Source organism: Deefgea rivuli DSM 18356 (assembly GCF_000620145.1).
Lineage (GTDB): Bacteria > Pseudomonadota > Gammaproteobacteria > Burkholderiales > Chitinibacteraceae > Deefgea > Deefgea rivuli.
This window is the reverse complement of sequence record NZ_KK211082.1, coordinates 232,432-246,965: the sequence shown is the minus strand read 5'-3', so window position 1 is coordinate 246,965 and position 14,534 is coordinate 232,432. Positions and strand designations below refer to the sequence as shown.

The window sequence follows — 14,534 nt, the reverse complement described above, 5'->3', positions numbered from 1 at the left end:
CTGATGTTAGCCATTTTTAAAAGCCATACCATTTGGCGTAATCCACAGCTACAGATGCTCGCGCTGCTGGCTGCGTTGTTGGGCTTGTTTGTTGGCTCATTATTGTCGGGCGCGGGGCAGATTAGCGTTGGCGATAGTTGGGCTTATTTATTCGGGCAGCCTAGCGCGGATTCGGCGCAATTGGCGATGGTGATGCAGCATTTACGCCTGCCGCGCACGGTTGCTGCGGTGCTGGTCGGCGCGAGCTTGGGTGTGGCGGGCGTGTTGCTGCAATCGGCAACGCGCAATCCTTTGGCCGAGAGTGGTTTGCTGGGTGTGAATGCAGGTGCGGCGTTGAGTATTGTGATTGGTGCAGCGCTGGCGCAAGTGCATAGCAGTTGGGATTATCTTTTGTGGGCTTTTGCAGGCGCGCTGATCGCAAATGCTTTGGTGCTGCTGCTGGCGCAATCGGGTTCGCCACTGCGTTTGGTGCTGGCGGGCGTGGCTTTGGGGGCGACGTTTCAAGGGATTACTTCGTATATTTTGCTGAGTAATGCCGCGGCGTATGAGCAATATCGTTTCTGGATTTTGGGCTCCTTGTCAGGTAGTAGCCGCGACATGATTTGGCCGCTGATTCCTGTGGGCGTATTGAGTTTGCTGGCGGCGCTGGTTTTAGCGCGGCCTTTATCGGCTTTATTGCTCGGCGATGAAAGCGCGCAAGCATTGGGCTATCGCCCTGGCCGAATTCGTATTGGCGTGGCGCTAATTAGCACTTTGCTCAGTGGTTTAGCGGTCGCTTTGGCGGGGCCGTTGGCATTTTTGGGTTTGATTGCGCCGTATTTGGCGCGCATGCTGACTGGGCCTAGATTAAGCCAGCAAATTATTTTTTCGGCTTTGCTCGGCGCAATGGTGCTGCTTATCGCCGATATCATTGCGCGGCTGTTGAGCCAACCGTTTGATTCGCCAGTCGGCATTATTTTGGCGCTGATGGGCGCGCCGGTATTGATTGGCTTGGTGCGATCGAACCGCTTGGTGACGGCAATATGAAAGCGCACACGCCACCTCCGCCATTACGAAGCGCGACATCGATGACATCAGTCAGCCGCATTCCGCTGGATGCGCTCTTGTTGAGTTGTAATCTGGGCTTGCTGCTGATTTTGGCGATGCTGTTGTCCTTAATGTTGGGCAGCACGATGCTGTCGCCCAATGCTGTGATTCAAGCTTTGCTCGGCAAAGGCAGTAGCAGCCATCAACTTTTGCTGTGGGAAATCCGCCTGCCGCGTATTTATGCCGGCTTGATCGCGGGTGCAGCCTTGGGCGCAGCGGGCTGTTTGATCCAAACCATGGCGCGTAATCCTTTGGCCTCACCTGATTTATTGGGGATACAGCAGGGTGCTACGTTGGCCGTGATGCTGGGTTTGATTTTGGGCGGCGCAGGCTTTTTTGGTGGCTGGCCGTTGGCTGTGTTGGGCGCTGCGCTGGCTGCTGGTTTGGTGATACTGGCGGCAGGGCATGCGGGTCGGCAAGGTTATCGGGTGCTGATTATTGGCTTGGGGATTTCGACATTGCTGCGCGCTTTGGCCGAACTCTTGCTCTCGACGATTAATTTACAACATGCCAGCGCCGTGTATGCGTGGAGTATAGGTAGCTTGATCGGGCGAGGATTTGAGGCGGCGTTGCCAGCGACCATCGGGCTGCTTTTGCTGCTGCCGATGGCGATGCTGCTGTCGCGCCAATTGGCTTTGCTGCGTTTTGAAGACGATGTGGCCAGTGGACTTGGGCTGAATGTGCGCCGAACGCAATTGCTGATGCTGCTATTAACCATTGCACTGGCAGCCTTGGGTGTTTCAGTCGCAGGGCCGATTGCATTTATTTCGCTGGCCGCACCGATTTTGGCGCGGCATTGGAGCAATCCAAATCAAGTTCCTTTACTGCGCTCAGCCTTGCTCGGCGCGCTACTCGTGGTTTGCGCCGACACTTTGGGCCGCAGCGCAGGCGGCAGTGTTGAAGTACCCGTCGGCGTCATTAGCTGCATCTTGGGCGGCCCGTTTTTGCTGTGGGTGCTGTTTCGCAAGCAGTGAGTTTTGTTAAAAGTCAAAAACAAATGGATCACGAAAGACACGAAAAAAGGCCGAAAGGCACGAATAAATTCATATTCTCTCGTGCTTTTTGTGGACTATGTTTTTGATAAGAAACAAATGCTTAGCCTAAAAATGTATGGGTATATTATTACAAGCCTTGGTATTTAAGGTCTTCGTAGATATACATGTTATTTATTGGTGATATTTGGATTTAGTCTTGATGCCGTACCGCGATGGTTGAGCTGCGCGAAATCCCTTGTATCAAGCCGAGCGAGGTGACGCCAAAGCTTAGCGGGATGATTTTTCCCCGCTTAGCGACGCGGGATCCCTTTTTTCGGGAAACAATTGGGGCGGGGTTTTTTGCGATCAATGTTTGAGTGAGGCCGATGCTTTTGTCCTTGAGGCCGAACGAGTTTTGAGCGCAACCGACTGTCCGCAGCGAGGTGTGGCGTAGCTTGGCAACTTGTTGCCTTAGCGTAGCCCATGACCTCGGGTTAGCATCCGACGAAGTCGGACGCAGATACTAGGGTCGCCTTTCTTTGCTTACTTTCTTTGGCGAAGCAAAGAAAGTCAGTGCCGCGCGGCATTAGCGCGACCATGCTAATTAGAGCAGTTGATGCTTTCAAGTGAAGTGAAGCATTGGTTCTAAATATCAAATTTGATTACCCCGCTATTTAAGCGGTATCTGCTTGTAGCCTTTAATATTTGAGATCTCCATAGCAATACACAGATGGTGTATCTATGAAGAAAACAGGAATAACGATGCGATTAGTCGTGGAAAATTTAAGTGTTCGCTACCCGCATAATACCCAAAACGCGGCGACGGTTCGGGATGTGAACTTGAACGTGGCGGCGGGGCAATTGGTCGTTATTGTGGGGCCGAACGGCTGTGGCAAATCAACGCTGCTGCGCGCCATTGCGCGTTTGCAGCCGCCGTGCGCTGGCCAGATTCGCGTCGATGGCAGCGATGTGTGGCAGCTCAGCCCACGCCAAGCGGCGCATTCGATTGCGCTGTTGCCGCAATCCCCGCTCGCGCCCGAAGGCATCACCGTGACTGATTTGGTGCGCTATGGTCGTCATCCACATCAAAGCTGGTTAAAACAATGGTCGGCGCACGATCAAACTGTGGTTGAAGACGCAATGGCGGCGTGTAATGTCAGCGATTTGGCCGAGCAAAGGCTTGAGCGACTGTCTGGTGGGCAGCGGCAGCGTTGCTGGTTGGCGATGATTTTGGCGCAGGCCGCACCGCTGATGCTGCTTGATGAGCCGATTAGTATGCTCGATCTCGGGCATCAAATCGAAGTGCTGTCTTTGGCGCAAAGGCTGACGCGACAAGGCGCGAGCATTGTGATGGTGCTGCATGATTTGATCGCGGCGGCGCGCTACGCCGATGTGTTGGTGGCGATGCAAGACGGACAAATCGTCGCGCAAGGCGCACCGCGCGACATCGTTACGCCAGCCTTGGTGCAATCTTTATACGGCGTGCAAGCCGATATTCTCAGCGCGCCGATTGATGGCAGCCCCGTCGTCGTGCCGTCGGCATTGAGCCACAATATTCAAGTGGCTTTGCCTTAGATCAATTGATGCCAAGAAGAGCAGAAATAGGCATTTATGATTGAAATAACATGCTGTTAGAGTATTTGGATTGCCCACCCTTGAGGATGATGTTGATGAAATTCGATACGCTAGCGATTCACGCAGGCTATAGCCCTGATCCAACGACCAAAGCGGTTGCCGTGCCGATTTATCAAACGACCAGCTATTCGTTTGACGACACGCAGCACGGCGCTGATTTATTCGATCTGAAAGTCAAAGGTAATATCTATACGCGGATTATGAATCCGACTACCGATGTGCTGGAACAGCGTGTCGCGGCGCTGGAAGGCGGTATTGGCGCGCTGGCGCTGGCTTCAGGCCAAGCCGCGATCACGTATGCGATTCTGACCATTGCCGAAGCGGGCGACAATATCATCGCGACCAGTGCGCTGTACGGCGGTACTTACAATTTATTCGCACATACCTTGCCGCAATACGGCATTAGCGTGCGTTTTGTCGATGCTAACGATCCACAAGCGGCTACCGCGCTGATTGATGAGCGCACCAAAGCGATTTTCTGCGAATCCATCGGCAATCCACTCGGCAATGTCGTTGATTTCGCCGCTTTTGCTGCCGTTGCGCACGCTGGCGGCATTCCGCTGATTGTCGACAATACCGTGCCAACGCCGTATATCACACGCCCGATTGAGCATGGTGCGGATATTGTCGTGCATAGTCTGACCAAATATATGGGCGGCCACGGTACGAGTATTGGCGGGATTATTGTTGATTCGGGCAAGTTTCCATGGGCAGAGCACAAAGCGCGTTTCCGCCGCTTGAACGAGCCAGAAGTGAGCTATCACGGCGTGGTCTACACCGAAGCGCTCGGTGAAGCGGCGTTTATTGGTCGCGCACGCACGGTGCCACTGCGCAATATGGGCGCGTGCATTTCGCCGTTTAATTCATTTTTGATTTTGCAGGGTTTGGAAACTTTGGCGCTGCGCATGGATAGGCACGTTGAAAATGCGCTGAAAGTCGCCGATTACCTCAAAGGCCATGCCAAAGTCGCTTGGGTGAATTACGCCGGGCAAGCAGATCATCCAAGCAAAGCCTTGGTCGACCAATATTTTGGCGGCAAAGCTTCGGGTTTGCTAACGTTTGGCGTGCAAGGCGGCCGCGATGGCGGTGCGCGTTTTCAAGATGCGCTGCAACTGATTACACGCTTGGTGAATATTGGCGACGCCAAATCGTTGGCTTGCCATCCGGCAAGTACAACCCATCGTCAGCTTTCTCCTGATGAATTGAAAAAAGCCGGTGTATCGGAAGACATGGTGCGCTTGTCGATTGGTATTGAGCATATCGACGATATTCTGGCCGATTTGGAACAAGCGCTGGCGCAGGTGTAGTTTTTTTGTAGTGCAGGGCGGCTTAGTCATAAAACGGCAACAGACGGTCGTTTGAAAAGAGTGCAAAATACGTGTAGAAACTATTTATACTGTTTATATTCTATATGGAGCACTTAATGCCTAAATCTGCCCTGCAAACCTCAAGTGAAGCAGTCATTGCTGCCAATGAAGCCAAAGCGGCTAGCGCAAAGCCAGTTGCGACAAAAGCGCCTGCAGCTGTCGCCGCAGTTCAACCCGCAGCAACTACAACTACAACTCCAACTGTAAAACCAACTCCAGCAGCAAAACCCGCCGTAGCAAAAGCGCCAGCAGCAAAACCGGTTGCAGTGGCTAAACCTGCACCAGCGGCCAAGCCAGTAGCAGCTAAACCCAGTCCAGCCGCAAAGCCCGCCCCTGCAGCAAAGCCAGTCTCAAAGCCAGTCGCAGTAGCGAAACCCGTCGCAACAGCCGCTAAACCCGCTACTGCCAAACTAGCACCAAGCGCCAAAGCCACTGCCGCAGAAAAATCAGGCGCGATTGCACAAGCATTGTTGGCCGAAGAATCCAACGCCGCACCTTTGGCCAAAATGGAAAAGAAACTAGATCGCGCGACTGTATTAGTGCAAAAAAAATCAGCGCAAAAAAAATCAGCCAAAAAACCGAAATTGGTTCGCGATAGCTTCACTTTCCCAGCCAGCGATTACGCCTTGATCGCCGCGCTTAAACAGCGTGCGATTGCAGCTGGCGTTGAAGTGAAAAAAAGCGAATTGATCCGCGCTGGCTTAGCCGCTTTGGTGGCGATGCCTGATGAGCAATTGCTGGCAGTGGTAAATAGTCTAGAAAAAATCAAAACCGGCCGTCCTGCAAAGTAAGTCTTGCAAAATAGTCAAAAAGCCCCTGAATTAAAGCTAATTCGCTTTGTTACAGGGGCTTTTTTTATGGGGTACGCCATCAATCTGGTGCGAGTTGACCGTGTAAGCGATTCACGCTTGACTCGGTAGAAGCCGCCCACTACGGTCACATCATAAGATGGCTGTTGAGAATATGTAATGAAACCGTTTCTTGCCCGATTCATGCTAATACTACTGGCGTGCTGCACGCTGGCTGTGTCGGCTGCTGAGCGTAGCGGTGCGATCAAAGTGGTGTATTTTCAAGATTACCCGCCGTTTTCTAGTGGCGCTGGTGACCAGGTTCAGGGTGCTTTTGTCGATATTATGCAGGAGGCGCTTGTTAAACGGATGAAGCAGCCTACCATTCATAGCGGTTATCCGTGGGAGCGGGCGCAGTATATGGTTAAACAGGGTGACGCCGATGCGTTTGTAACGGTGCACAATCCTGATCGGCAGCGTTATACCGAGGCCAGTAGCGAGATACTGTATTCGGATGAAATTCGGTTTTATGTGCGAAAAAATCATCCCGATTTTAATAAAATCAAAACTTTTACGCGGCTTGAACAATGGATACCGTATCGAATTGGCTCTTATATTGGCGCAGGTTGGACCAAAACGAGTTTAGGTGGATTTAATATCACGTATTTCCCGCTATCTGAATCTTTGTATCGCTCGGTGGCTGAGGGGATTGTCGATGCTTCGCCTGAGGTAGCCGGACATGCGCGTCCCTATATTTTGAAGCAAGGTTTAAAGGACAAAATCGCTGAAGTGCCGCACAGTTTTGATACTTTGCGTTATCGACTCTGTATTCGTAAAAGCTCAAACTTTGTTAAATTATTGCCTGAATTTGATAAAACGCTGAAAGCGATGCGACATGATGGCAGCTTGGCGGAAATTTTAAAAAAGCATGATTTATAGCGCGAAACCCAGCCTACAAATATTAAAGTTGAAACCAGCAAAAAGCCTCGTTTCCCAATTTGGAAAACGAGGCTTTTGTTAATGCGATAGCTTGTTTTAGATTTTAAGTTGTCAAACCATTGTGGCGTAAGAGCGCATCAATCGCTGGTGCGCGGCCACGGAAGGCGGCAAACGACTCCGCAGCTGGGCGCGAGCCGCCAACAGCCAGAATTTCCTTGCGGAAACGCGCGCCGACCGCTGGATTCACCACGCTGCTGCCGGTTTGATCGGCCGCTTCTTCAAACGCCGCATACGCATCAGCGCTCAATACTTCCGCCCATTTATAGCTGTAATAACCGGCCGCATAGCCGCCCGCAAAAATATGGCTAAAGGTTTGTGGGAAGCGGTTGTATTCTGGCGGCAAAGGCAGTGCCAATTCTTGCTGCACCGCTTGTGCGAACGTTGTTAAATCGCCAGCAGAAACCGCTTCTGATTTTTGGTGCAAAGCCATATCGAAAATCGAGAAATACAATTGGCGCTGTAATACAGAACCACTGTGAAAGTTTTTCGCCGCCAGCATTTTATCGAACAGCGGGCGGGGTATTGCCTCGCCGCTATCGATATGGTGCGTTAAAGCGGGCAATACCTGCCATTCCCAGCAAAAGTTTTCCATAAACTGGCTAGGCAATTCAACCGCATCCCATTCCACGCCGCTGATGCCAGACACTTCCAATTCATCGACTTCAGTCAGCAAATGATGCAGCGCATGGCCCATTTCGTGGAACAACGTAATCACATCATCGTGCGGCAACAGCGCATCTTTGCCATCCACACCGCTGGCGAAATTGCACACAATCAGCGCCACTGGCGTTTGCACCGTGCCATCGGCACGCAGTTTACGGCCGCGTACATCATTCATCCACGCGCCGCCTTGCTTGCCTTCACGCGCATGCAAATCCATATACAGGCCACCGACCAAACTGCCGTCGTTGTTTTTCAATTCGTAATACCGTACATCGGTATGCCACGCTGGCGCTTGTGCAGCAACGAACTGCAGGCCATACAGCTCGGAAATCAATTTAAACAAGCCAGTGAGCACGGTTGGCTCAGTGAAATACTGCTTCACTTCTTGCTCGCTAAACGAGTATTTTTCTTCGCGCAGACGTTCAGAAACCAAAGCCACATCCCACGCTTGCAGTTTTTCAATACCAAATTCAGATTTCGCGAACGCTTCTAGCTCGGCGCGATCTTCGAGCATAAAGGGCTGGGCGCGCTTGGCTAAATCGGACAAAAACGCAATCACTTGCTCTGGGCTATCGGCCATTTTGGTGACCAGCGATTCTTCGCCAAAATTGGCAAAACCGAGCATCGCTGCGGCTTCATGGCGCAGCGCGAGGATTTCAGGAATCAGCTTGCCGTTATCCCATTCATCCTTACCAAACTCCGAGGCGCGGGTGGCATAGGCTTTGTAGAGTTGCTCGCGCAGTGGGCGATTTTGCACGTATTGCATCACTGGCATATATGACGGCATTTTTAACGTGATTTTGTAGCCTTCTTTACCATCCGCCTTGGCAGCGCTCGCTGCGGCAGAGAGATTATCCGCAGGCAGGCCAACGAGTTCTTCCGCAGTCAGATACAGCGCAAAATCATCGGTCGCATCGAGTACGTTTTGCGAGAATTTGGTTGTTAGCTCGGACAACTTTTCTTCAATATCTTTAAAGCGATCTTTTTGCTCGCTCGGCAATTCCGCGCCGGACAACACAAAGCCACGGATTGCATCATCAATCACCGTTTTGCGCGTAGGGTTCAAGCCATCATATTCGCGCTCTTTCACCGCTTTATATAGCGCGAACAGTTTTTCGTTTTGGCCGATTTCGGTAAAGAAATTCGAAATCCGTGGAATATTGGCGTTATACACTTCGCGCAACTCTGGCGAATTCACTACCGATTCCAAATGCGCCACCACACCCCAAGCACGGCCTAGATTCTCTAGCGGCGCTTCCAGCACACTCAAACTATCCCAAGTCGCATCAGAAATCTGCTCCGCTTGCGCAATCGCCTCCGCCGCAGCGGCCAGCAAAACATCCAGCGCAGGATCAACGTGTTCAGGTTTGACTTCGCTGTATTGGGGTAAATCGGCAAAATCGAGAAGGGGATTGGCGAGTGTCATGAAAGCTCTCAGGTAGAATGGTGAAAATATTTTAATTAGATGGGCGTAACCCGCCCGAATTCAAGGAATAGACAATGTCGATCGAACAATTTGATGGAATTGAACCCGAAATCGGCGCAGGCGCTTGGGTGCACGCGCAAGCGAGTGTGATTGGCGAAGTGAAACTCGGTGAAAACGTGTCGATCTGGCCGGGCGCGGTGCTGCGCGGCGATGTGAACCATATCCACGTTGGCAAAGACAGCAATGTGCAAGACAACAGCGTGCTGCACACCACGCACAAACGCCCCGATGATCCACTCGGCGCGCCGCTGGTAATCGGCGAGCGCGTCACCATCGGCCATGGCGTGATGTTGCACGGCTGCACCATCGGCAATGAGTGCCTGATCGGCATGGGTACGATTGTGCTTGACCGCGTCGTCATCGAAGACCACGTGATGATCGGTGCTGGCTCGCTCGTGCCACCGAATAAAGTCTTGCGTTCGGGTTATCTCTATATGGGGCGGCCAGTGAAAGAAGTGCGGGCGTTGACCGAAGATGAAATTAAGCATTTCGCTTATTCGGCAGCGCATTATGTGCGGTTGATGGGGAAGTATCAGGGGTGATTGGGGTATGTATTGCGAGGCATTGATATTGAATGCTTAGCAGGTAATACATGCTAAATTATTCAGTGTGATTAGCTAAACTGCAGTCTGGTGATGCGGCGTGATGCCTATGGCAAACCCAAGAAAACGAAATGATGGGTAAGTATAATATGTCGATGATTGATAGATTTAATTCAACTCCCGTGATGAGCTGCGCTGTAAATGAGGGTTTGATTGCTGGCACATTGGTGCATACCGATCAGGGGCTAAAACCGATCGAGCAAACTCAGATTGGTGATCGAGTCTTGTCGCAGTCGGAAGGTGGTGGTGAGCGGGTTTACAAACAAGTTGTAAATACCTTCACGTACGACGACAAAGAAATCTGGGTTGTAAAGTATACGCTGGCAGCTGAAGCCCATTTGAAACGTGATAAGCCGATTCATCATTTGTATGCCACGGCCAATCATCCTTTCTGTGGCGAGGGAGAAGGATGGACTGCCGCGGCGGATTTGAGCGCAGATCAGCAATTGCAGTTGGCCGATGGGGGCATCGCCACCGTGCAGCAAGTATGGCAAGTCTGGCGTACGCCAGCGGCAGGCATGGGCTGGGTGCGGACGGATATCTTGGGTATGCCAGATGCAACCGAAGCTCATATTGCAGATTTCCGCGCAGGCTGCGACCTCTGGGCGTATCCGTTACGCCGTAGGAATGACGCTACTGTTCCTTATTCTTACCCAGGAGATTTTGATTGCACGGTTTTTGACCATAAAGCAATGCTGTCCATTATTTATGATGAAGGGGATCGTGCGTTTAAATCTCGCGTTTACAATCTGGAAGTAGAAGATTGCCACACCTATTATGTCGGCGAAGAAGGGGTCTGGGTTCATTGTCGAAATTGTGAACTTCATTCCACGGAATGATTTCGTAGGGCGACAATAAGCGCTGTAGGTTGGGCTAAGCTTGCGCAGCCCAACGTTTACCGCGAGTATGATTCAAACATAACCGCTGGATTATTCTGGCGGTTTTGTTGTTTATGCGGCTACGCCGCGTAGGTTTTGGGGCGGGAGCTGCCCGCTGCAGGTTCATTTCTTTTGCTTCTCCAAAAGAAACGAACCAAAGAAAACGAGCCCCGGGCGCGCATCGGTCCCCGATGCCCTCGATCGATCGTGAGCCAAACGATAAAGCGGTTTGTCTCTCTCCTCACTCGGTGCGCTTGGACGGGATTTAAAAACCATGAATCCATCATTTGCGTGCTTGGTTTCGTGCTGGTGCTGGGCAAATAGAGTTGCTGGATTCCGGCCTTCGCCGGAATGACGAGTTGAACAGGGTGTTGATGTATTCAACCGTAGCCTTTTATTTTAAAAGCTTAGAAGGCAATACATCTACTTTATTTAAAATATCGTTGAGCTGCGCCAGATCCCTTGTGTCAAGCCGAGCGAGGAACAAGCGGCAAGGGGCTTTCGGCGGGCTCTGTTTTGTTAAAGCCCGCCGCCTTGCCGATTGTCCGCAGCGAGGGGATCCGACGAAGTCGGACGCAGATACTAGGGCGGCCTTCTTTTGCTTACTTTTCTTGGCCGTTCAAGAAAAGTTAGTGCCGCGCGGCATGAGCGCGACCATGGTGAGAAGAAAATTGACACGTTTAGTTTAAGTGAAGCGATTTTTCATCAACACCAAACTCTCAGCCTATTAGAACTTCGCGCCCGATTAGCAGTCAAAAAATGCCAAATCAATAATTTCATCTTGTTTACTCTGCGTCGCATCAAGCCTTGCACTCGCTGATGCTGTAAGATGCCAAGATTGATTTTTTTCGCGCTAGCAGCGGTAATTTTGCTGGCACGCTCTGTTTAATCCCGACCTCAACCGCAAATCAACTTAGCCCAACCATGCCGACGTATAAGCCCCGCAGTTCTGATTATGTGCGTACCGAAATTGACGGCCATCGCCGCAAATTATTGAGTTATCCAGCGTTTGATCGCTTTAATGCGTCGATGCTGGGGCTGGGGAATTTGACGCGGGAATCCAAAGCGACTGATGCGATTGCGGCGGTGTTTGATTTGGAGGGGTTTAGTCAGTTTTGTAATCAAATTGATCCGCATTTGTCAGTGCCGAGTTTTCTGCATCCGTTTTTAAGCTGGCTGATGGATGAATTGCGCAATGAAATGAAGCAAAAGGACGAGGAAAAAGGCGTGGCTTTGTGGTGCCCTTTGCCGTTTTTTACCAAATTCATGGGCGATGGCTTGCTGGTGATTTGGTCGAGCAGGGGTTTGTCGCAGGCGGCGATGCGTAATGTGATTGCCAGCGCGTGGAGTATTTGCAAAAAATATCAGCAGGATTTTTTGCCAACGCTCAAATCTCGGGTTGCTGATCCGCCAGTGCGTTTGCGCGTGGGGCTGGCGCGTGGCACCGTTTATTCGGTGGGCGAGGGTAATGATTACGTGGGTTCGTGCATCAATATGGCGTCGCGGATGCAAAAATTGCCGGGGATTGGCTTTGCGTTTAATCGGCGTGGCTTTGATTTGGAAGATAATCGAACGACGTCGTTTTTTACCGATCACATCATCACGCGCGCGGTGGCGGTGCGGGGTATTGGCGAGGCCGAGCTGGTGTGTATTTTGCGTAATGAGTATGAAAAAATGAAATCGGCCGATAAAAAGTTGTACCGCGAGGTATAGCGTAAACTTGCAATGCATCATTGTCGGCTAGCTCATTGAAAATCGCGGTGTTAGCACGAAAATAATTAGTCATAGATCGCGTAGAGCGTGCTGATTGGACTGGGTTTGAATTAGAACAAAAATTAATGGGTATATCTCTGTAGTAATTTATTTTCATATTTTATAGAGATATACCCATGCTGAGTATCGAATGGAGTTTGCATGATTAAGCGTAGTGTAAAAGGTGTAATGACAACATGGTTGGCGGGTTTATTGGCGCTTTTGCCTTTACTGCTCACACTGTCACTGCTCGGTTGGGTGGTGAATATTTTGGATGGCTTCTTAGGGCCACGTAGCCTCGCTGGGCAATTGTTTGCGATGATTGGTCAGCCGATTGTGAGTAATCCGATTTTGGGTTATTTACTCGGCTGGGTAATTTTGATAGGCGCGATTTATCCGTTGGGGATTGTTGTGCAATCGCGCTTGAAAAAACCGCTGGCAGCGTTGCTGGATAAAACCGTGCGCCGGATTCCGATTATTGGCAGTTTGTATAATGTAGCCGATCGGTTTGTCGGCTTGCTTGATCAAAAACAAGACGCCGATATCGGCGCGATGAGCCCGGTATGGTGCTTGTTTGGCGGCGATGGCGTGGCGGTATTGGCGCTGATGCCCAATCCTGAAATCATGGACATCGAAGGCCGCGAATATCAGGCGGTGCTGGTGCCCACTGCGCCCGTGCCAATTGGCGGCGGCTTGCTGTATATTCCAAAGGAATGGATACGTCCGGCTAATATTGGCGTGGATAAACTGACCAGTATTTATATGTCGATGGGCATTACGCCGCCACCACCGCTGAAAAAAGCGCTGCAAACTGCGCCTGTGATTTATCCCGATCCAAAGCAGCCTTAAAGCGCAGCATTGTTTTTATTATCAGCCACCCAATCAGGGTGGCTTTTTTTATGCTTGGAGGAGGGTGCTATATTCGCTTTATATGCAACACAGTTGCGCAACTGTGTTGCATAAGGATATGCTATGCGCTTTATTTAAGGAGCGGCCAAAATGGCAAAGCGTTTACCGGTTACCGTTTTATCTGGCTTTTTGGGCGCAGGTAAAACCACTTTGCTCAATCACGTATTGAAAAATCGCGCCGGTTTGCGTGTTGCGGTGATTGTGAATGATTTGTCGGATGTGAATATCGATGGCGAATTGATTCATCAAGGCGGTTTTGCGCGCGGCGAAGAAAAGCTCATTGAAATGAGCAATGGCTGTATTTGCTGCACTTTGCGCGAAGATTTATTGCTCGAAGTGGCGCGCCTCGCTAAGGAAGATCGCTTTGATTACCTGCTGATCGAATCCACCGGCATCGCCGAGCCTTTGCCAGTGGCCGAAACATTTACTTTCCGTGATGAAGCAGGGCAGTCGCTCGCGGACATCGCCCAGCTCGATACGATGGTGACGCTGGTCGATGCATTTAACTTTTTGCGTGATTATGCGGGCAGCGATTTGCTGGTCGAGCGCGGCGAAACGGCAGGGGAAGATGATGACCGCAGCGTGGTCGATCTGCTCACCGAGCAAGTTGAATTTTGTGATGTGCTGGTGATTAGCAAGCCCGATTTAGTGACGCCAACGCAGCTGGCTGAGTTGCAAGGCATCCTCGCCGCGCTCAATCCGCGCGCGCTGCAAATCGTTGCTGAAAACGGCGCAGTGCCGCTGGATGCCATTTTAGGCACGGGGCGTTTTGATTTTGACGAAGCCGCCAATGCACCGGGCTGGTTGGCTGAATTACGCGGTGAGCATCTCCCTGAAACTGAAGAATACGGTATCAGCAGCTTCGTTTGGCAAGCACGCGCGCCGCTGCACCCAGAGCGGTTTTGGAACTTGATTCATAGCGAATGGCAGGGCGTATTGCGCTCCAAAGGCTTTTTCTGGCTGGCGAGCCGCCCGAGCTTTGCCGGTAGTTGGTCGCAAGCGGGCGGTGCTTGTCGGCATGGCGCAGGCGGTTATTGGTGGGCGAGCGTACCCAAAGCGCATTGGCCAACGGAAGACGAGCAAATCGACAGCATCATGGATCGTTGGGACGACGATTTTGGCGATCGCAAGCAAGAATTGGTGTTCATCGGTATTGATATGGACGAAGCGCTGCTGCGCGAGCGGCTAAATCAATGCCTGCTGAGCGACGCCGAATTGGCGTTGGGAATGCAAAACTGGTCGGCTTTGAATGATCCATTCCCACATTGGGGAAGCGCAGCTGATGAAGAAGCCGACATCAGCGCGTGTGCTATGCCAGCTTAATCGGCGCGATGGCGGTTTAAAAAAGCAAAAGCGCGGTATCTGCTGCGCTTTGTCATTTCAGGCCTTGGGCTC

At 51.3% G+C, this 14,534-nt stretch carries 12 protein-coding genes; 11 read left to right on the top strand and 1 reads right to left on the bottom strand.

Going from position 1 to position 14,534, the window contains the following annotated elements; genetic code table 11:
• The first annotated feature begins 3 nt into the window (after positions 1-3).
• From Q320_RS0114005 to Q320_RS0113975, 6 genes are all read left to right on the top strand, one after another.
• Entirely contained in the window at positions 4-1,026 is a 1,023-nt protein-coding gene (locus Q320_RS0114005; protein WP_245591025.1) for a FecCD family ABC transporter permease, read from the top strand.
• Between the two features lie 41 nt (positions 1,027-1,067).
• On the top strand, positions 1,068-2,060 hold the full coding sequence (locus Q320_RS0114000; protein WP_169734462.1) for a FecCD family ABC transporter permease: 993 nt from the start codon (positions 1,068-1,070) through the stop codon (positions 2,058-2,060).
• Positions 2,061-2,822: 762 nt separating this feature from the next.
• Complete coding sequence (locus Q320_RS0113990) at positions 2,823-3,635, top strand: ABC transporter ATP-binding protein (RefSeq protein ID WP_027469522.1); 813 nt, start codon at positions 2,823-2,825, stop codon at positions 3,633-3,635.
• A 95-nt stretch (positions 3,636-3,730) separates the two neighbouring features.
• On the top strand, positions 3,731-5,002 hold the full coding sequence (locus tag Q320_RS0113985) for an O-acetylhomoserine aminocarboxypropyltransferase/cysteine synthase family protein (protein ID WP_027469521.1): 1,272 nt from the start codon (positions 3,731-3,733) through the stop codon (positions 5,000-5,002).
• 116 nt (positions 5,003-5,118) lie between these two features.
• Positions 5,119-5,853, top strand: coding sequence for a hypothetical protein (locus tag Q320_RS0113980; RefSeq protein ID WP_051534759.1), 735 nt, complete (start codon positions 5,119-5,121; stop codon positions 5,851-5,853).
• A 201-nt stretch (positions 5,854-6,054) separates the two neighbouring features.
• Positions 6,055-6,789 carry a substrate-binding periplasmic protein gene (locus Q320_RS0113975; RefSeq protein WP_027469519.1) on the top strand — a complete coding sequence of 245 codons (735 nt, stop codon included), beginning with the start codon at positions 6,055-6,057 and terminating at the stop codon, positions 6,787-6,789.
• Positions 6,790-6,892: 103 nt separating this feature from the next.
• On the opposite strand, the gene Q320_RS0113970 is transcribed toward Q320_RS0113975, so the two are convergent.
• Entirely contained in the window at positions 6,893-8,938 is a 2,046-nt protein-coding gene (locus Q320_RS0113970) for a M3 family metallopeptidase (protein WP_027469518.1), read from the bottom strand.
• A gap of 74 nt (positions 8,939-9,012) precedes the next feature.
• Here Q320_RS0113970 and Q320_RS0113965 point away from each other — a divergent pair, with 74 nt between their 5' ends.
• The 5 genes from Q320_RS0113965 to zigA all read left to right on the top strand — a co-directional run bounded on the left by Q320_RS0113965 (position 9,013) and on the right by zigA (position 14,462).
• Entirely contained in the window at positions 9,013-9,540 is a 528-nt protein-coding gene (locus Q320_RS0113965; protein ID WP_027469517.1) for a gamma carbonic anhydrase family protein, read from the top strand.
• A 131-nt stretch (positions 9,541-9,671) separates the two neighbouring features.
• Positions 9,672-10,439 carry a polymorphic toxin-type HINT domain-containing protein gene (locus Q320_RS0113960; RefSeq protein WP_027469516.1) on the top strand — a complete coding sequence of 256 codons (768 nt, stop codon included), beginning with the start codon at positions 9,672-9,674 and terminating at the stop codon, positions 10,437-10,439.
• A gap of 963 nt (positions 10,440-11,402) precedes the next feature.
• Entirely contained in the window at positions 11,403-12,191 is a 789-nt protein-coding gene (locus Q320_RS0113955; RefSeq protein WP_027469515.1) for a hypothetical protein, read from the top strand.
• 201 nt (positions 12,192-12,392) lie between these two features.
• Positions 12,393-13,079, top strand: a complete 687-nt coding sequence (locus tag Q320_RS0113950) for a DUF502 domain-containing protein (RefSeq protein ID WP_027469514.1) — start codon at positions 12,393-12,395, stop codon at positions 13,077-13,079.
• 150 nt (positions 13,080-13,229) lie between these two features.
• Entirely contained in the window at positions 13,230-14,462 is a 1,233-nt protein-coding gene (gene zigA / locus Q320_RS0113945; protein WP_027469513.1) for a zinc metallochaperone GTPase ZigA, read from the top strand.
• Positions 14,463-14,534 lie beyond the last annotated feature (72 nt).